At 71.3% G+C, this 18,933-nt stretch carries 15 protein-coding genes; 6 read left to right on the top strand and 9 right to left on the bottom strand.

What is annotated here, in order from left to right:
• Window positions 1-3 precede the first annotated feature (3 nt).
• From IE246_RS01875 to IE246_RS01860, 4 genes are read left to right on the top strand one after another with little or no spacing between them, the layout of a single operon-like run.
• Window positions 4-855, top strand: a complete 852-nt coding sequence (locus tag IE246_RS01875) for a DUF1365 domain-containing protein (RefSeq protein ID WP_189987211.1) — start codon at window positions 4-6, stop codon at window positions 853-855.
• Window positions 852-2,105, top strand: a complete 1,254-nt coding sequence (locus IE246_RS01870) for an SAM-dependent methyltransferase (protein ID WP_189987210.1) — start codon at window positions 852-854, stop codon at window positions 2,103-2,105. Before IE246_RS01875 ends, IE246_RS01870 begins: the two co-directional genes overlap by 4 nt.
• On the top strand, window positions 2,092-3,462 hold the full coding sequence (locus IE246_RS01865) for an MFS transporter (protein ID WP_189987209.1): 1,371 nt from the start codon (window positions 2,092-2,094) through the stop codon (window positions 3,460-3,462). Before IE246_RS01870 ends, IE246_RS01865 begins: the two co-directional genes overlap by 14 nt.
• Before the next feature lie 3 nt (window positions 3,463-3,465).
• A complete protein-coding gene (locus tag IE246_RS01860) occupies window positions 3,466-4,044 on the top strand; it encodes a DUF3833 domain-containing protein (RefSeq protein WP_189987208.1) in 579 nt (192 codons plus the stop codon).
• Here IE246_RS01860 and IE246_RS01855 read toward each other — a convergent pair.
• From IE246_RS01855 to IE246_RS01830, 6 genes are all read right to left on the bottom strand, one after another.
• Window positions 4,015-4,461, bottom strand: coding sequence for a nuclear transport factor 2 family protein (locus IE246_RS01855; protein ID WP_189987207.1), 447 nt, complete (start codon window positions 4,459-4,461; stop codon window positions 4,015-4,017). The genes IE246_RS01860 and IE246_RS01855 overlap by 30 nt on opposite strands.
• The gene (locus IE246_RS01850; protein WP_189987206.1) at window positions 4,458-5,210 is read right to left on the bottom strand and encodes an SDR family NAD(P)-dependent oxidoreductase; all 753 of its coding nucleotides are present in this window, start codon (window positions 5,208-5,210) and stop codon (window positions 4,458-4,460) included. The genes IE246_RS01855 and IE246_RS01850 overlap by 4 nt, the downstream gene beginning before the upstream one ends.
• A 16-nt stretch (window positions 5,211-5,226) precedes the next feature.
• The gene (locus IE246_RS01845; protein ID WP_189987205.1) at window positions 5,227-6,759 is read right to left on the bottom strand and encodes a cryptochrome/photolyase family protein; all 1,533 of its coding nucleotides are present in this window, start codon (window positions 6,757-6,759) and stop codon (window positions 5,227-5,229) included.
• Window positions 6,756-7,496, bottom strand: coding sequence for a DUF6134 family protein (locus tag IE246_RS01840; protein WP_189987204.1), 741 nt, complete (start codon window positions 7,494-7,496; stop codon window positions 6,756-6,758). Before IE246_RS01840 ends, IE246_RS01845 begins: the two co-directional genes overlap by 4 nt.
• Before the next feature lie 127 nt (window positions 7,497-7,623).
• Window positions 7,624-8,733: a helix-turn-helix transcriptional regulator gene (locus IE246_RS01835; protein ID WP_189987203.1), complete on the bottom strand. Its 1,110-nt coding sequence runs from the start codon at window positions 8,731-8,733 to the stop codon at window positions 7,624-7,626.
• 109 nt (window positions 8,734-8,842) lie between these two features.
• Window positions 8,843-9,286 (bottom strand): PAS domain-containing protein, encoded by a 444-nt coding sequence (locus IE246_RS01830; protein WP_189987202.1) that lies wholly within the window; start codon window positions 9,284-9,286, stop codon window positions 8,843-8,845.
• Between the two features lie 616 nt (window positions 9,287-9,902).
• On the opposite strand from IE246_RS01830, the gene IE246_RS01825 reads away from it, so the two are divergent.
• Together IE246_RS01825 and IE246_RS01820 are read left to right on the top strand one after the other, a co-directional pair.
• Window positions 9,903-11,252 carry a globin-coupled sensor protein gene (locus IE246_RS01825; RefSeq protein ID WP_189987201.1) on the top strand — a complete coding sequence of 450 codons (1,350 nt, stop codon included), beginning with the start codon at window positions 9,903-9,905 and terminating at the stop codon, window positions 11,250-11,252.
• A gap of 64 nt (window positions 11,253-11,316) precedes the next feature.
• The gene (locus tag IE246_RS01820) at window positions 11,317-12,819 is read left to right on the top strand and encodes a sensor histidine kinase (protein ID WP_189987200.1); all 1,503 of its coding nucleotides are present in this window, start codon (window positions 11,317-11,319) and stop codon (window positions 12,817-12,819) included.
• A 12-nt stretch (window positions 12,820-12,831) separates the two neighbouring features.
• Here the strand turns inward: IE246_RS01820 and IE246_RS01815 are convergent, their stop codons facing one another.
• The 3 genes from IE246_RS01815 to IE246_RS01805 form a co-directional block, all read right to left on the bottom strand.
• Window positions 12,832-15,897: an efflux RND transporter permease subunit gene (locus IE246_RS01815; RefSeq protein WP_189987199.1), complete on the bottom strand. Its 3,066-nt coding sequence runs from the start codon at window positions 15,895-15,897 to the stop codon at window positions 12,832-12,834.
• Window positions 15,898-15,914: 17 nt separating this feature from the next.
• Window positions 15,915-17,012 carry an efflux RND transporter periplasmic adaptor subunit gene (locus IE246_RS01810; protein ID WP_189987198.1) on the bottom strand — a complete coding sequence of 366 codons (1,098 nt, stop codon included), beginning with the start codon at window positions 17,010-17,012 and terminating at the stop codon, window positions 15,915-15,917.
• A 140-nt stretch (window positions 17,013-17,152) separates the two neighbouring features.
• Window positions 17,153-18,865, bottom strand: coding sequence for a uracil-xanthine permease family protein (locus IE246_RS01805; RefSeq protein ID WP_189987197.1), 1,713 nt, complete (start codon window positions 18,863-18,865; stop codon window positions 17,153-17,155).
• Between the last annotated feature and the right edge of the window lie 68 nt (window positions 18,866-18,933).

Genomic DNA, 18,933 nt, shown 5'->3' with positions numbered 1-18,933 from the left:
CGGATGGCCGGCTTTCCGGACGGCAGGCCGCTGGACAATGGGCCGCTGCGCTCCGCCCTGTATGTCGGGCACGTGATGCACGCCCGCCCCGGCGCGCACCGCCACCGGTTCCGCTACCGGGTGGTGTCGCTGCTGCTCGACCTGGACGAGCTGGAGCTGCTGGACCGCCGGCTGGCGAGCTTCTCGGTCGAGCGCCCGAACCTGTTCTCGTTCCGCAACCGCGACCACGGCCCGCGCGACGGCTCGGACCTGCGGCCCTGGGTCGAAGCGGCGTTCGACCGGGCCGGCCGGCCGCTCGCCGGCGGCCGCATCCAGGCGCTGTGCTTCCCGCGGGTGCTCGGCTACGTGTTCAACCCGCTGACGATCTACTGGGGCTACGACCCGGCCGGCCGCTTGGCCGGGGTGCTGTACGAGGTCAAGAACACCTTCGGCGACCAGCACGGCTACGTGATCCCGGCCGCCCCCGACCACCGGCCCGGCACGCCGCTGATCCAGGGCGTCGACAAGCGCTTCCACGTCTCGCCGTTCCTGCCGCTCGAGGGCGGTTACCGGTTCCGCCTGGACGAGCCCGGCGAGCGTCTGCGGGTGCTGATCCGGCTGGTCGGGCCGGACGGCGCCGACCGGCTGGTCGCGACCCAGACCGGCGCGCGCCGCGAGCTGACCGACACGAGCCTGCTGGCCGGCCTGGCGACCCATCCCTGGGTCACCGCCAAGGTCATGGCCGGCATCCATTGGGAAGCCCTGAGGCTGTGGCTGAAGGGCGCCCCGTTCCACTCCCGCCCCGAGCCGCCGGCGAACCCGGTGTCGCTCGGCCGGGATCTCACCCCAGCCACCGTCCGACCGGAGATGCCATGAGACCGATCCTCGCGACATCCAGCGGCGAGTACCCGATACCGCAGGAGCCCCAGGCATCGACGCAGCGCTGGGACGGGCTGGACCGCTGGACCCGGGCCGCCTTCCGGCTGCTGTCGGGGATCGCGGTCGGCCGCCTGACGGTGGTGCTGGCGGACGGCCGGGCGGCGCGCTTCGAGGGCCCGCTCGAAGGTCCCGAGGCGACCCTGCGCCTGCGCGACCCGGGTGCGGTCCGGCGCTTCATGCTCGGCGGCGACCTGGCGTTCGCCGAGGCCTACATGGACGGCGCCGTCGACTGCCCGGATCCGGCGGCCCTGGTCGAGCTCTACGTCCGCAACCAGGACGCCCTCGGCCGGACCGCGCTCGGCGGGCTGGCGCAGACCCTGCTGCGCCGGGTCCGGCACTGGTTCAACGCCAACACCCGGCGCGGCAGCCGGCGCAACATCGCCTACCACTACGATCTCGGAAACGCGTTCTACCGGCGCTGGCTCGATCCCTCGATGACCTACTCGGCGGCCCGGTTCCGGGATCCAGGGCAGAGCCTGGAGGCCGCCCAGGAGGCCAAGTACCGCCAGCTCGCCGACATGCTCGACCTGCGGCCGGGCCAGCGGGTGCTGGAGATCGGCTGCGGCTGGGGCGGCTTCGCCGAGGTGGCGGCCCGCGACTACGGCGTCGAGGTGCTGGGGGTGACCCTGTCGCGCGAACAGCACGCCTACGCGGTCGAGCGGATCGCGAAGGCCGGCCTCGCCGACCGGGTAACGTTCGAGATCCGCGACTACCGCGACGTCGAGGGCAGCTTCGACCGGATCGCCTCGATCGAGATGTTCGAGGCGGTCGGCGAGCGCTACTGGAGCCGGTTCTTCGGGCTGCTGCGCGACCGCCTCGCCGGTGGCGGCCGGGCCGCCCTGCAGGTCATCACCATCGCCGAGGAGCGGTTCGCCGGCTACCGGGCGAGCCCGGACTTCATCCAGCGCTACATCTTCCCCGGCGGCATGCTGCCGACCCGCCGCCACCTGCACGACCTGGGCGCCGCGCACGGCCTCCGGGTCGCCGGCGAGGACCGGTTCGGCCTCGACTACGCCCGCACCCTGGCCGAATGGCGCGAGCGTTTCCTGGCCGAGTGGCCGGCGATCGAGCCGCTCGGCTTCGACGACCGGTTCCGGCGGATGTGGGAGTACTACCTGGCGTACTGCGAGGGCGGGTTCCGGGGCGGCCAGATCGACGTCTGCCAGATCGCCTATGCCCGGAACTGAGGCCGCGGCCGACCGCCTGCATCCGCTTCGGCTAATGGCGTACGGCCTGCCGGCGCTGCCGGCGGCGGCGCTCGGGCTGCCGCTCTACGTGTTCCTGCCGACGGTCTACGCCGAGCTCGGCCTGTCGCTGACGGCGGTCGGGACGGTGCTGCTGCTGGCCCGGCTGTGGGACGTGGCGACCGACCCGGTGATCGGCACGCTGTCGGACCGGACCCGTGGCCGGTTCGGCCGCCGCCGACCGTGGCTGGTGGCGGCACTGCCGCTGCTGGTGCCGGCGGCGTGGATGCTGCTGCGGCCGGCCGACGGCGCCGGGATCGGCTATCTCGCCGGCTGGAGCGTCGCTCTCTACCTCGGCTGGACCATGCTGGCGCTGCCGCATTCCGCCTGGGGCGCCGAGCTGTCGGACGACTACCACGAGCGGTCGCGGATCAGCGCGGCCCGCGAGGTGGCGCTGGTGCTCGGCACCCTGCTGGCGACCGGGCTGCCGGTCGCCCTCGGGATCGACGGCGAGACCGAACCGGCGGCGGCTCTCGCGGTGCTGGCGCCGCTGCTGGCGGTCGGCCTGCCGGTGGCGGTCGCGCTGGCCGTGCTGGCGGTGCCGGACCGGACCGGCCGAACCGCCACGGCCGTGCCCTGGCGGCAGGCCGGCGCCCTGCTGGCGGCGAACCGGCCGTTCCGCCGGCTGATCGTCGCCTACCTGGTCAACGGCGTCGCCAACGGCCTGCCGGCGACCCTGTTCCTGCTGTTCGTCGGGCACGTGCTGGCCGCTCCGTCGATGCAGGGCCCGCTGCTGTTCGCCTACTTCCTGTGCGGCGTCCTCGGGGTTCCGGCCTGGCTGGCGCTGGCCCGCCGGATCGGCAAGCACCGGGCCTGGTGCTGGGCGATGCTCGCGAACTGCGCGGCGTTCGCCTGGGCGCCGCTGCTCGGCCCCGGCGACGTCGCGGCATTCCTGGCGATCTGCGTCCTGTCCGGCCTGTGCCTCGGCGCCGACCTGGTGCTGCCGGGCGCGATCCAGGCCGACGTGGTCGACGTCGACACCGCCGCCGGCGGCGGCCGGCGCACCGGGCTGTACTTCGCGTTCTGGGGCATGGCCACCAAGCTGGCCCTGGCGCTGGCGGTCGGCGCCGCCTTCCCGCTGCTCGACCTGGCCGGCTTCCGGGCCGACGCCACCGCCAGCGGGACCGCCAACGGGCCGACCGCCCTGACGGTACTGGCCCTGCTGTACGGTGCGGCGCCGGTGGCGTTCAAGCTGGTCGCGGTCGCCCTGATGTGGCGGTTCCCGCTCGACGCGGCCGCCCAGGCCGGGCTGCGGGACCGGATCCGACAGATCGAAACCCCTGAGCCGACGGAGGGCTGATCCATGCCCCGACGCCTTGCGTATCTGCTGTTGTTGCTGCCGCTGCTGGGAGCGTGCCAGACCATGAAGATCGAGGATTTCGAGGGGACCACGCCGCGGCTCGTCCTGGAGGAGTACTTCGCCGGCGAGACCCGGGCCTGGGGCATCTTCGAGGACCGGTTCGGCAATCTGCGCCGCGAGTTCAAGGTCGACATCGAGGGTACCTGGGACGGCCGGGTGCTGACCATGGTCGAGGACTTCGTCTATGCCGACGGCGAGACCGACCGGCGGGTCTGGCGGATCGAGAAGCTGGCCGACGGCCGCTACCGGGGCCGGGCCGACGACGTGATCGGCACCGCCGAGGGCCGGGCGGTCGGCAAGGCGCTGACCTGGTCCTACGACGTGGTCCTGAAGATCGCCGGCGGCGACCTCAAGGTGCGGTTCAACGACTGGCTGTTCCTGCAGGACGACGAGGTGCTGATCAACCGCGCCTCGGTCACCAAGTTCGGCATCGAGATCGGCACGGTGACGCTGTTCTTCCGCAAGCCGGCCGCGCAGATCGGCAAAACCGAGTCAGACGCCGGCGGCAAACAGGCGGCGTAGGGCGCGGACCGCCGGGCCGGCCACCGGCAGCCGGGCATACACCTGGCCGGCCGCGTCCCAGTGATCGACATGCTCGCGAACCCGGTCGGTGTCGGGGTCGAAGCGGATTTCGCTCATCCCCTCGATCGCCACCGCCCGGCCCTTGAGGCGGCCGGTGAACCGCCAGCGCACGAACCCGGCCCCCGCGCCGAGCGCCCGGTCGAGCACCTCGAAGCGCGGCTCGGCCATCGCCCGGTACATGTGCGCGAAGATCGCCACGAACCGGTCGATCCCACCGACGTCGTTGAACGGGTCGACGAACCGGACGTCGTCGGTGCAGAGCGCCCGCAGGGTGTCCAGCCGGTCCGGCGCCAGGGTCTCGAACGCCCGGCAATAGGCGTCGAGCGTAGCGCGGCGGGGATCGTCAGCGGTGGTCATTTGCCGGTCGCACGGTGCATCAGGGCAAAGTACAGCGCATCCGGCAGCAGCCCCAGCAGCTTGAGGATCAGCGCGAACCGCCACGGGAAGGCGATCTCGAAGGCGTTGCCCTGCAGGCCCCGGTACAGCCGCTCGGCTGCGTCCTCGACCTCCATCAGGAACGGCATCGGGAACGGGTTGCGATCGGTCAGCGGCGTGCGCACGAAGCCCGGGCACACCACCTGGGTCACGATGCCGAGCCGGTCCAGGTCGAACTTCAGGGACTCAGCGAAGTTGATCAGCCCGGCCTTGGTGGCGCCGTAGCCGGCGGCGGTCGGCAGGCCGCGATAACCGGCGACGCTGGAGACGATCGCGAGCCGGCCGGCGCGGCGCTCGATCAGCGACGGCAGCACCGCGTCGACCGCGTTGACCACGCCCATCAGATTGACCTCGACCAGCTTGCGCACCGTGGCCGCGTCGAAGGCCGCCGCCGCGACCGGAATATGAGTGCCGGCCGCCAGCACCGCCGTCACGACCGGCCCGATCTCCTCCTCGACGCGCCCGACCGCCGCCCGGCAGGCGGCGAGGTCGGTGACGTCCAGCGGCACCGGGACGATCCGGCCGCCGACGGCCGCCGCCGCGACCCGGTCGAGCGCCTTGGCGTCGCGCGCGCTGGCGGCGACCGTCCAGCCGTCGCGCGCCATGCGGAGCGCCAGGGCGGCGCCGATGCCGCTGCTGGCGCCGGTAATCCAGGCGATGCGGCCGTGCATCGTCGCCTCCGTGCTCTCAGTCCAGGGTTTCGAGGAACCGCTCGGCCTGCTCGAGCAGCGCGTCCCGGCGCGCCGCGGCGAACCGGTCGAGGGTCCGGTAGGGCATTGCCAGCCGCGGGTTGCCGGCCAGCCGGTCGCGGTTGCGGGCCAGGAACCGCCAGTACAGCGCGTTGAACGGGCAGGCCTTCGGCCCGACCGCCTCGTCCGGCCGGTAGCGGCAGCGCTCGCAGTAGTCGGACATCCGCTGGATGTACCTGCCGCTGGCGGCATAGGGCTTGGAGCCGAGCAGCCCGCCGTCGGCGTGCAGCGCCATGCCGTGGGTGTTCGGCAGCTGCACCCACTCGACGGCGTCGGCATAGACCTCCAGGTACCAGCGGTTCACCGCGTCCGGGTCGGCGCCGATCAGCAGCGCGAAGTTGCCGATCACCATCAGCCGCTGGATGTGGTGGGCGTAGGCGTGCCGGCGGGTGTCGCCGATGCATTCGGCGAGGCAGGCCATGTCGGTGTCGCCGGACCAGAAGAACCCCGGCAGCGCGCGGTCGGCGCCGAAGGCGTTGCGGCGGGCATAGCCCGGGCCCTGGTGCCAGTAGATCCCGCGCACGTACTCCCGCCAGCCCAGGATCTGCCGCACGAACCCCTCGGCGGCGTTCAGCGGCACCGCACCGTCGCGCCACGCCCGCTCGACCCGCGCCAGCATGGTCCGGGCGTCCAGCAGTCCGAGGTTCAGGTAGGGCGCGACCACGGCGTGAAACAGGAACGGCCGGCCGCGCGCCATGGCGTCCTGGTAGTCGCCGAAACGCGGCAGCCGCTCGACCACGAAGCGCTCCCACAGGGCCTCGGCGTCGGCCCGGGTAACCGCATAGCCGAAGCCGTCGAGATCGCCGAAGTGGCCGGGGAATCGCTCCCGTACCAGGGCGATCACCTCGCCCGTGACAGCATCGGGCTCGACCGCCGGAACCGCCGGCGGCTCGACGTCGTCGGGCAGCCGGCGGCGGTTCTCGGCGTCGAAATTCCAGCGCCCGCCGGCCGGCCGGTCGCCGTCCATCAGGATGCCGGTGCGGGTCCGCATGACCCGGTAGAAATGCTCCATCCGGAACGCCTTCCGGCCCTCGGCCCAGGCGGCGAAGGCGGCGTGCGGGCACAGGAACCGGTCGTCCTCGCGGATCTCGACCGGGACGCCGGCCGCCCGTTCCCAGCCGCGCATGTCCGCCGCCAGCCGCCACTCGCCGGCCTCGGTCGTGACCACAGAACCGGCACCGTGGCGGGCGACCGCCCGCGCCACCTCGCCGCCCAGGGTCCCGGTGTTGCCGGGGTCGTCCAGGCGGACGTAGTCGACCCGGAGGCCGGACCGCTCGAGCTCGGCCGCGAAGTGCCGCATCGCGCTCAGGAACAGCACGATCTTCTGCGGGTGATGGCGGACATGGGTCGCCTCTTCCGCCACCTCGGCCATCAGCACCACGTCGCGCCCCGGGTCGACGTCGCGGAGCGCGGCGATCCCCGGACTCAACTGGTCGCCGAGGACGACGCGGAGGACGGGTGCGGCGGTCACGCGACGGGAACGCGGCGGCCGTCGCGCAGCGGTGCGCCGAACCGGGCGTGGTCGGCCGGCCCCGGCGCCACCCGCGTGTACTCGATGAAGCTGCCCTTGATCGTGAAGCTCATCTTCTGCCAGACCCGGCGGGCGTCGTACCAGAAGTCCAGGTCGATATCGCCGCGCATGGCGTAACGGGTGCAGTCGACCGGCCGGCCGAGCGCGGTCACGGTCTCCGGCCCGACCTCGGCGATCTCGAAGTCGAGGATACGGCCGCGCTGGCTGTCGAGCATGCGGTTCTGCTCGACGAACCGCGGATGCCAGTAGCTCGAAGGCAGGACGTCGGCCGGCGCCACCAGCCGGCCGTCGGTCCCCTCCACGTGCAGGCCGTCGCGCCGGGCCCGGGCGCTGACCGCCTGGCCCGTGCCGTTGTCGTTGGTCACCGAGTCGAGGGCGAACAGCCGGCCGTCGCGCCAGCGTTCGTGGGACCGGTGCTCGTAGCGGTACAGCGCGAGGCCCGCGAACGTCACCTTGAAGTCGATGAAGACCTCGGCGGTGGCGCCGACGCCGTCATGGCCGAAGCGCTCCATCACGACGCCGAGCGGCGCCCCGTCGCGGGTGACCGCGAACTTCAGGATCTCGGGATAGGCGGCCACCAGCTCGATGCCGGCAGCGGCCGGACGCACACCGCCAAGCGAAAGGCCGCCGAAGCAGGCCAACCCGCCCACGAAACTGCGTCTGCTCGTCACGCTCATGTCGGTTCATCCGTCCCAAAGCGCCCAGCAAAGGCTTCGGTCGGAATACGGTGGCGGCCGGCGGGCGGATCACCCGGCGGGGGGGTCACAGGCGGGGGGTCACAGTCGGGGGGTCACAGGCGGCGGGTCAAAGGCGCAGGCCGCCGGTCGCGGTGAGCTCCAGGACGAACCGGGCCAGCTGGCCGCTCCGGCGGATGCCCAGCTTTTCCTGCAGGCGCCGCAGCGTGGTCCGCACGGTCGTGACCTTGACGCCGCGGCGCCGGGCGATCTCCTCGTGCGACAGCCCCTCGGCGAGCCCGACGGCGACCTGGGCTTCCGGCGGGGTCAGGTCGAGCAGCAGGCGCAGGACCCGCTCCCGGTCCGCGGCGACCGGCTCCGGCTCCAGCACCCGGATCATCATTCCCGCGGGGCCGTCGCCGCCCTGGCCGGCGACCGCGGTGACCACCAGCGCCGGTGCCCGGACGCCGGGTCGTCCGGCCCCCAGCCTGACGACCCGCACGTCGCCGGGTTCCGCCGCGATCCGGCGCAGGGCCTCGCCCAGTTGGCGGTCGGCTTCCGGGTCGCGCGCCCGCAGCCGTCCGTCCCGGCGGAGGATCGGCCCGGACGAGGCCAGCAGCTCGCGGGCCGACCGGTTGACGAACTCGATGCGCCGCTCGCCGTCGACCAGCAGGATCGGCATCCGCAGGAGATCGACCGTCGCCTGGTGCAGCATCACCGCCTGCGACACCGACTCGTGCGTCCGGGCCAGCGTGACGTACGACCTGGCGGTCCGCGTGAGCAGCGCCAGCCGGCCGGCCTCGTCGGCCGAGAACGCCGGCTCGGAGGGTCCGCGGATCACGGTGAGCCGGATACGGGGCAGCAGGTTGCCGAGGCCGTCGTCGACGACCCCGACCAGGCAGCGGGCGATGTCGTAGGGCTGCAGGTAGTCTCCGTGGAACGCGGTTTGCCGCAGTTCGCCGGCCTCGACCAGGCGATCGGTGTCGAACAGCGCACCGGTCGGCGGAGTCCCCGTGCGCGACGCCGCCTGGGCCCAGACGTCGCGGTCCCGGAAATGCTCCATGTAGTCGCGCAGGGCTTCCTCCGGAACGCCCGTCGACTGCCAGAAGCCGCCCGGAGTCCCGAGTGCCAGGTCAGGCGTGTAGAACGCCGCCGCCCGGCCCGGAACGGCCCCCAGGACGTCCGTCAGGTATCCAAGCAGCCCGCCGCCCGGGACGCTGTCGCGCGCATGACCCGCCACCGTACTCCACCACACTCCCCCACGAAGCCGACCACGCTCGGGGGGCTCATCCGACAGGTCCTTGATCTAGATCAATGCGGATCGCGGCGACTTCGGTCTTCGACCGCCCCTACCGGCTTGCCGGCGGACGGCTCCGATAGACCGACACGGCCAGCACGATGTCCACCCGCCGGCCGTCGCCGGTGAGCGGCAGGAACGCGCGTTCCAGGACCCGGATGTCGTGATTCGGGAACACCAGGTTGGGGTCGCCCGACCGCCACGACCCTTCGGCGGTGTCCCGCACGCGCGCCAGGGCGGCGAAGGTCTCGGTGGCGGCGAAGTCGGGAAACACCTCGTCGTAATACCGGCCGGTGGGGTCGAAGCCGAGCGCCCGCACCAGGTGCGATCCGCACAGCCGGAACCGGAACCGGTCGGGCTCACGGTCCAGGTCGACCATCCAGATATGCGGCAGCACCCGCGGCGGCAGACTCACCGGATCGAAATCGGATCGCCGGGGAATTCCAAGCGGGGTCGGTGGCAGATCGGCCCAGTACTCGGCGACCGTCCGCACCATCGGATCGCAATCGTCGGGCAGAAAACCGGCACGACCCCCAGTCATGGCGTCCGCCCCGATCGCCGCCGCCGGGCCGCCCCGACCACCGCTCCGGCCATCGCCCCGGCGTTCCGGCCCGAGCGGAACCAGCTCGCTACCGGAGGCTCTCCGGCGGCGCTATGCCGCGTCATCCAGGTCATCGGGCTTCCGAATTTCCTTCCTCACTTCTAATGAACGCCAAGAAAACCCCGGCGTAAAGCCCGGCATGGCGACCGTTGTACGATCGGTGCCTTTCACACTTCACAACGTCGACCACTCTCAATTCCACTTCACGCTCATTCACTTTACTGTTTCCTCAATACGGCAGAGAAGAAGCGGACTTCTGAGAAGCAGAATCGACTTTACGATGTAAAGATAAAACGAAAATCGAACGCGTCATGGTAAAAATTGGATTTTATATATCGTTGATTTCAAAAATACCTGATTTTAACCAATAGTTAACAATTTACCACAACAATTCCAAGAATAAATAGCGCCTGGGGAAGGTGGAAACCACGCGAACCCGCGCACGCGGCCACGGTATCCCCGGGCACGCCGGCTCGGACGCGGACCTGACTGAGCTTGGGGGGGGTTGACGATGAGCACGACAATCGATCCGGATTCCGCGGACGTCGCCGAACGGCTCCGCTTCCTGCGCATCGACGAAACCGTGGCCGGCGCCCTCCGGGAGGCGTGGCTCCTGGTCGAGCCCGCCCTGCCGCGGATCCTCGACGGCTTCTACGACCACGTCTCGCGGACCCCCGCGGTCGCCGGCATGGTCGGAGGCAAGACGGCCCGGCTCAAGACCGCCCAGGCCGACCACTGGCGGCGGCTGTTCACCAGCGGCTTCGACCAGGGCTACGTCGACAGCGTGCGGGCCATCGGCCTGACCCACAGCCGGGTCGGGCTGGAGCCGCGCTGGTACATCGGCGGCTACGGCTTCGTCCTCCAGGAGATCGTCGACCTGATCATGGGCCGGAGCCGCTGGTCCTCGGAACGGAACCGCACGATGGTCCGCGCGGTCAACACCGCGGTGCTGCTCGACGTCGACTTCGCGATCTCGGTCTACCAGGAAGCCCTGATGGCCGAGCGGCAGCGGCGGCACGACCGGATCGCCGCCGCGATCACGGCGCTCGACGCCAGCAGCCAGACCCTGCTCAGCCAGGTTTCCGCGGCCTCGACCACCATGCGGGACACCGCCACGACGATGAAGGAGATCTGTCGGCGCACGTCGGACGACTCGTCGACGGCGGCGTCGGCCGCGGACCAGGCGTCGAACAACGTGCAGGGCGTCGCCTCGGCGGCGGAGCAGCTGTCCGCGTCGATCACCGAGATCTCCCGGCAGGTCAGCGAGTCGAGCAGCATCACCGCCAACGCGGTCCGCAGCGCCGAACACACCAACGCCCAGATCGAAGGCCTGGCCGGATCCGCGCAGAGCATCGGCGACGTCGTCAACCTGATCAACACCATCGCCGGCCAGACCAACCTGCTGGCCCTGAACGCGACGATCGAGGCGGCGCGCGCCGGCGAGGCCGGCCGCGGCTTCGCGGTCGTCGCGTCGGAGGTCAAGTCGCTGGCGACCGAGACCGCCCGCGCCACCGAGGAGATCGCCGGCAAGGTCGGCGAGATGCAGACCGCGACCGGCCTCGCGGTCGACGCCATCCGGGAGATCACCGGAACGATCCGGCAGATCAACGACATCGCCACCGCGATCGCCGCCTCGGTCGAGCAGCAGGGTGCTGCGACATCGGAGATCACCCGCAACGTCCAGCAGGCGGCGACCGGGACGAAGGAGGTCTCGACCCGGATCGCCGGGATCAACGAGGCCGCCCGCGAGGTCAGCCTCGGCGCCGACGCGGTGCTCGGCAGCGCCGGCGACGTCAGCGGCCGGGCCGACGACCTGATGCGCGACCTGGAGCGGTTCTTCGGACAGATCAACGACGCCTGACCGCGGCGAGCCGCGCGTGACCGCGCCCCCTCGCCGCCGCCAGGCCTCGCCACACGAGCCGTCCATGCAGTTCGGAGCCGACCTGACCCTGTTCAATGGCCTCGAGGAGGCGGCCGTCGCGGTCGACGCCGAAGGCTGCATCGTGTTCGTCAACGCCGCCGCGGAACGCATGTTCGGATACCCGCCAGCGGAGATCCTCGGTCACGACCTCGACATCCTGGTTCCCGAACGCCGGCGCATGGACCATCGCCGGCACGTCGACGCGTTCCGGGCGTCGCCGGCCCGCAGCCGGATGATGAGCGAACGCCGCGGCATCGAGGGACGACGCCGGGACGGCAGCGTGTTCGACGCCGAGGCGTCGATCAGCCGGATCACCACGGCCGAGGGCGACATCCTGCTGGCGCTGGTCCGCGACGTCACCGAGCGGCGGGCCCGCGAGGCACGGCTGCTGTCGTCCGAGCAGAAGCACCGCGCGATCCTCGAGACCTGCACCGACGCCATCCTGCTGGCCGACGCCGAGAGCGGGCGGATCGTCGAGGTGAACGCCCAGGCGGCCGTGCTGTTCGGCTGCGACCCCGCCGACCTGCTCGGCCGGCACCAGAGCGAGCTGCACCCGGCGGCCGACCGCAAGCGGCTGACCCGGACCTTCCGGGAGCACATAGAACGGCAGCGCATCATGGTTCCCGACGCCACCATTCAGCGCGACGACGGCAAGGTCGTACCGGTGGAAATCGCCGCGAAGCCGACGCGGATCGCCGGCGTCCTGACGGTGGTCGGGTTCTTCCGCGACGTCACGCACCGCGAGGAGCGCGAGCGCGCGCTGATCGAGGCGCGCGAGGCGGCACTGGCCGCGACCCACAGCAAGTCGACCTTCCTCGCCAATGTCAGCCACGAGCTGCGCACGCCGCTGAACGCCATCATCGGCCTGTCCGAGATGATCGGCGGCGAGTACCTCGGCCCGGCCGGCCACCCGAAATACGTCGAGTACGCGCGCGACATCCGGGACAGCGGCAACCACCTGCGCGACATCATCGACGACATCCTCGACGTCTCGCGCCTGGAGATGGGCAAGGTGGTCCTGCACGAGACCGAGATCGACCTCGAGGAGACGGTCGCCCAGGGCTGCCGCACGCTGCACCGGATCATGGAGGAGAACCGGCTGGTCTGCCGGTGCCGGCTCGGTCCCGGGGCCCGCCGCCTGTACGCCGACCAGCGATCGGTCAGGCAGATGCTGCTGAACCTGCTGTCGAACGCCATCAAGCACACCCCGCCGGGCGGCAGTGTCGAGATCGCGGCCGAGCGGCTGCCGGGCGGGGAGATCGCCCTGCGCGTCACCGACACCGGACGCGGCATCGATCCGGAGCGGCTCGCGGACGTCGCCACACCGTTCAACGGCGGCGCCGACCGGACCGTCTCGGCGGCCGGCGGCACCGGCCTCGGCCTGGCGATCACCAAAGGGCTGGTCGAGCGGCACGGCGGCCGTTTCGAGATCGCCAGCCGCCCGGGCACCGGCACCACCGTCCGCCTGATCTTTCCGGCCGAACGCGGGCGGCCGGACGCCACCTGAGCCCGACCCGTCCTACTCCGCCGGATGCGGGGCCGGGCCGCCGGCCGGGACCGCGGCGCGCCGGCGCGAGAACAGGGTGTAGGCGGTCGGCACCACGAACAGCGTCAGCACGGTGCCGAAGGTCATGCCGCCGACGATCACCCAGCCGATCGCCTGCCGGCTCTCGCCGCCGGCACCGTGGGCGATCGCCAGCGGCACCGCGCCGCACACCATGGCGCCGGTGGTCATCAGGATCGGCCGCAGCCGCAGGGTCGCCGCCTCGACCACGGCCGCGCGCATCGCCATGCCGTCGTCCTGCAGCTTGTTGGCGAACTGCACGATCAGGATGCCGTGCTTGGTGATCAGGCCGATCAGGGTGATCAGGCCGATCTGGCTGTAGATGTTCAGGGTGCCGCCCGTGAGGTGCATGGCGCCGAGCGCGCCGGCCATCGACAGCGGCACCGTCAGCATGATGATGAACGGGTCGACGAAGCTCTCGAACTGCGCCGACAGCACCAGGTAGATGAATCCGAGCGCCAGCACGAAGATGAAGGCGAGGCTGGCGCCGGTCTGCCTGAACTCGCGGCTGATGCCGCCGTAGTCGGTCCGCGTGCTCTGCGGCAGTACCCGCTCGGCGGTCACCTCCAGGTAGTCGAGCGCCTCGCCGAGGGTGTAGCCGGGCGCCAGGTTGCCGGTGATCCTGGCGGCGCGCAGCTGGTTGAAGCGGTTCAGCGCCTTCGGCGACACCGTCTCCTCGACCCGCATCAGGTTGGAGAGCTGGATCATCTCGCCGCCGGCGCCGCGCACGTAGATGTCCTGCAGGTCGGCCGGGGTCCGCCGTTCGGTCGGGGCGACCTGGACGATGACGTCGTACTGCTCGCCGTTCATGTTGAAGCGGGTGACCTTGCGGCCGCCCAGCAGGGTCTCCAGGGTGCGCCCGACGGTCAGCACCCCGGCGCCGGCGTCGGCGATCCGGTCGCGGTCGAGCGCCACCTCGATCTGCGGGGTGTTGAGCTTCAGGTTGCTTTCCAGGTTCAGCAGGTTCTCGTTCCCGGACACCGCCTCCAGGAACGTGTTCACATAGGCGTCGAGCTGCTCGTAGGGCTCGGCGGTCAGGATCAGGAACTCGATCGGCCGGGCCCGCGCGCTCTGCCCGAACGAGCCCGGGTTGTTGACCGAGGCGCGCAGGCCGGCGACCCGCTGCACCTTCGGCTGCAGCTCGGCGCCGATGGCCATCTGCGTGCGGCCGCGGGTCTCCCACGGCTCGAGCTGCGAGAACGAGATGAAGTCGGTGACCTCGGGCGAGCCGGAGATCACGAAGTAGTGCCGCACCTCGGGGACCTTGGTCAGCAGCTGCTCGACCTGCAGTGCGTAGCGGCTGGTGAAGTCGATGGTCGAGCCCTCCGGCGCCGAGCCCTGGACGAACAGCACGCCGCGGTCCTCGATCGGCGCCAGCTCCGACTTCAGGGTGGCCAGCAGGTACCAGGAGCCGCCGGCCACGGCGAGCACCAGGGCGACGATCAGCCAGCGCACCCGCAGGGTGCCGAGCAAGGCCACCCGGTAGCCGCGGTTCAGCCCCTCGACGCCGCGTTCCAGGAAGCGGGCGACCGGGCCCTGGTTCTCGTGCGCCCGCATCAGCTTGCCGCACATCATCGGGCTGAGCGTCAGCGCCACCAGGCCCGACACCAGCACCGCCCCGGCCAGGGTCAGGGCGAACTCGGTGAACAGCTTGCCGGTGCGGCCCGGCGAGAACGCCACCGGCGCATAGACCGCCGCCAGGGTGAGGGTCATGGCGACCACCGCGCCCGAGATCTCGTTGATCCCGGTGATCGCCGCGCGCACCGGTTTCAGGCCGTTCTCGATGTGCCGGTGGATGTTCTCCAGCACCACGATGGCGTCGTCGACCACCAGGCCGATCGCCAGCACCATCGCCAGCAGGGTCAGGGTGTTGATCGAGAATCCCAGCGCGTACATGAAGGCGCAGGCGCCGATCAGCGACACCGGGATGGTGACCAGCGGGATCAGGGTGGCGCGGACGGTGTGCAGGAAGAAGTAGATCACCAGCACCACCAGCACCACGGCCTCGGCGATGGTGGCGAACACCGCCTCGATCGAGCGGTCGATGAAGATCGACTTGTCGTAGGCGACCTCGGCGTTCATGCCGGCCGGCAGGTCCCGGCGGATGTCCGGCATCACCTGGCGCAGGGCCACCGACACGTCGAGCGGGTTGGCGACCGCCTGCTTGACGATGCCCATGATCACCGCGGTCTCGCCCTTGTAGCGGGTGGTGCGGCGCTCGTCCTCGGGACCGAGTTCGACCCTCGCGAGGTCGCCGAGCCGCACGGCGAAGCCGCCGGCGTCCTTGACCACGATGCGCCGGAACTCCGCCGGCGTGACCAGCCCGGTGCGCGACAGCACCGTGAACTCGCGGTCGACGCTCTCGATCCGGCCGGACGGCAGCTCGACGTTCTGCTGGCGCAGCGCCGCCTCCAGGTCCTGCACCGTCAGGTCGTAGGCGGCCAGCCGGGTGCGGTCGACCCAGACCCGCATCGCATAGCGCCGTTCGCCGAAGATCCGCACCTCGGCGACGCCGGACAGGTTCTGCAGCCGGTCGCGGATGTAGCGGTCGGCGTAGTCGGAGATCTCGATCGGGCTGTGCCGGTCGCTGGTGAAGGCGATGAAGATGATCGACTGGGCGTCGGCCTCGACCTTGGCGATCACCGGTTCGTCGACCTCGGCCGGCAGCCGGCCGCGCACCCGGCTGACCCGGTCGCGCACGTCGCTGGCCGCCACGTCGGCGTCGGCGCTCAGCAGGAACCGCACGGTGATCCGGCTGGTCTCCGGGCGGCTGATCGATTCCAGGATCTCGATGCCCTCGATGCCGGCGATCGAGGCCTCCAGGATCTGGGTCACCTGGGTCTCGATGATCTGCGCGCTGGCGCCCGGGTAGTCGGTGGTGACCGACACCACCGGCACGTCGATGTTCGGGTACTCGCGCACGGTCAGGCGCAGCAGCGACACCAGGCCGATCAGCAGCACCAGCAGGCTGACCACCGTCGAGAACACCGGACGCCGGACGAAGAACTCGAGCAGCCCCATGCCACGGCCCGCCTATCTCACGAGTCGCCTGCCCCGGCAGCCCCGGGACCCGACACCACCACCACCTTGCTGCCGTCGCGCAGCCGCTGGTGGCCGGCGGTCACCACCACCGTATCGCGGTCGATCCCGTCCAGCACCTCGACCCGTCCCGGCAGGCGCCTGCCGATGGCGACCGCGGTGCGCACCGCCTTGCCGCCGTCGACCCGGTACACGAACAGCCCCCCATCGGCGCGGAACACCGCCGCCTCGGGCACCAGCACGGCCTGCGGCCGCTCTTCGACGACGATCCGGATGCGCGCGAACATGCCGGGCAGCAGCCGGCCCTCGGGGTTGCGGACATGGGCGCGCAGCCGCACCGCCCGGCCGTTCACGTCGACGATCGGGTCGACCGCGACGATCTCGCCGTCGATGCTCTCGCCCGGCCGGGCGTCGACGGTCATGCGGACCGGCAAGCCGACCTTCAGGTGCGGCAGGAACACCTCCGAGACCCGGAACTCGACCTTCAGGGGATCGATGCTGGCCAGCTCGACGATCCGGTCGCCGGGGCTGACATAGGCGCCGACGCTGATCGCCCGGAACCCGACGACACCGGCGAACGGCGCGGTGATCACCGACTTCGACAGCCGGGCCTCGGCCAGCACCAGGTTGGCCTGCGCCGCCTGGTAGGCGGCCGACGCCTCGTCGCGGGCCCGCAGGGTCCCGGTGCCCTGCCTGGCCAGCGTCGAGGCGCGCTCGGAGTTGGCCCTGGCGAGCGCCAGGTCGGACTGCGCCCGGGCCAGCTCGGCCTTCAGGATCTCGGCGTCGAGTTCGACCAGGACCTGCCCGGCCTCGACCCGCTCGGCCTCCTGGAAGTTGATCCGCGCGACCCGCCCGGGGATCTCCGGCGACACCACCACGGATTCGTTGGCCACCAGGGTGCCGAAGGCGCGGATGTCCTCGACCACGGTATCGACCGCGGCGGCTGCGGTCTCGACCGCGACGCCGGCACGTTTCGGGCCGGTGGCGGCCTTGGCCTCGCCGACCGGATGACTGGAATGCCGCAGCCAGAAGGTTCCGCCGACCAACGCCACGACGGCCACCAGGCCCACGACCGCAGGCCACCTCGACTTTGCCATGGACGGTTCTTTCCCGGCACCAACATCGGCCGAGTGGCGCGAACCGCCCCCGCGTTCCTCAGACACTGCAGCCGGCCTCGATGATAGCCGAACCCGCGGGGCCGCGGAACGCGGAACGTGAGCCGGTCGACGGCCGACCTTCAATGCACGAAATGCAGGCGGAGCACGGCGTCTCCGCCCTGCTGCTCGGAGCGGGCGCGATCGGCGAGGCGGGCCAGCAGCAGGACCTGCAGGCGGGTGGCGGCCTCGTCCGGTTCGAGGTCGAACAGCTGCTCGGGGCGCGGCTCGGGGTCGTCCGGAAGGGCCGGCGCGACACCGGGATAGCGGAACTCCACGTCGATCGCGAACTCGTCGTAGCGCACCTCGACGCTGGCCGCGGTGCCCGGCGCCATCAGCTCGTCGGCATGCTCGCGGAACTCCACGAGCGCGCCGGTGACCTTGGCCACCACATCGCGGCGGGCCCCCCATTCGCTGCCGTGCTCCTCCATGAACGTGTAAGGCAGGTCGGGGTCGCCGCGGCTCGACAGCGTCAGGCTGGCGCGCCGCGCGATGCCGATCCGGAACACCAGGTTCAGCAGGATCGCGGTCACCAGCGCGACCACCAGGTTGGAGCCGAAGATGCCGCGCATGGTCGCCGGCATGGCGGCATACAGCTCGGGGAACAGGTCGTAGGTCAGCCCAAGCACCAGCGACAGCCCGATCAGGATGGTCTTCCGGGCGTCCAGCATGCGGGTCATGATCACCTGGATGCCGCTGACGATGATGAAGCAGGCGGAGAACATCAGCACCCCGCCCGCCACCTCCAGCGGCACCGCGGCCAGCAGGCGCCAGACCGGCGGCAGCAGCGACAGCAGCAGGAAGAACCCGCCGATCGCCCAGGCCACCCGCCGCGCCGTGATGCCGGTCGCGAGCGAGATGCCGATGCTGCCGGAGAAGGTGTTGAGCCCGACGGTTCCCAGCAGTCCGGCGATCACGGTTCCGAGGCCGTCGGACAGCAGCCCGCGCTGCACCGACGGCATGTCCTGGCGCTTCCACGCCGGGTCGTTGATCTTCTGGCAGGTCGTGATGTCGCCCATCGCCCTGAGCGCACAGGCCAGGGCCGCCACCAGGAAGTCGGGGACCAGGGCCGGGTCGAAGGTCGGAACCAGGCCGAGCGGACGCGGCAGCGCGACGATGTCGGCGGCGGCGGCGCCTGCCTGGATCACCAGGGTGCCGATCGCGGCCGCCGTCAGGCAGCCGGCGACGAACCCCAGCAGGGCGGCGAACTGGCGCAGCCAGCCGCTGCCCCACAGCGTCAGTCCGGCCGTGATGGCGAGCACCACCAGTCCGACCGTCGCCCGCGGCAGCGGCGGGTCGTTGGACGGTAGCGCCGGGTCGCTGCCGAACACCAGCCGGAAGCCGAGAGTGCCGAGGATGATGCCGATCACCAGCACCGCCAGGCCGGCGATCTCGGCCGGCAGGTACGGCCGGAGCCGGTGCACGACGCGCGACAGCAGCACGCCGCACAGGCCGGCGAAGATCGTCATGCCGAACACCAGCGGCAGGCCGCCCTGCTCCGCCGCCTTCAGCGACGCCGGCAGATAGGCCGCGGTGAACACCGCCGGGGCCAGGAAGCCCGAGCCCAACGGCCCCCAACGCAGGCACTGCAGCAGGGTGGCGATGCCGAGCGCCAGCATGGACACCCCGAGGATCGCCTGGCGGGCCTCGATCCCCACGCCGGCCCGGTCGGCAACCAGCAGGGGAAACACCATGCCGATGACCGTGATCACCGCCACGTGCTGCAGACCGCTGAGCACCAGCACCTGCAGGGGCGGGCGGTCGTCCAATCCGTAGGTCAGCTGGCTCGGCCGCAAGACGCTTCTCCCCTCACCGACTTAGGCCGGGCACGGTACGAGATGCGGACACGGAGCGCAGCTATGGA

The organism is Thalassobaculum fulvum, from assembly GCF_014652915.1.
In the GTDB taxonomy this organism is placed as follows: Bacteria; Pseudomonadota; Alphaproteobacteria; order Thalassobaculales; family Thalassobaculaceae; genus Thalassobaculum_A; species Thalassobaculum_A fulvum.
Note: the sequence above shows the minus strand (reverse complement) of the source record. Positions and strands in the feature narration are given on the sequence as shown.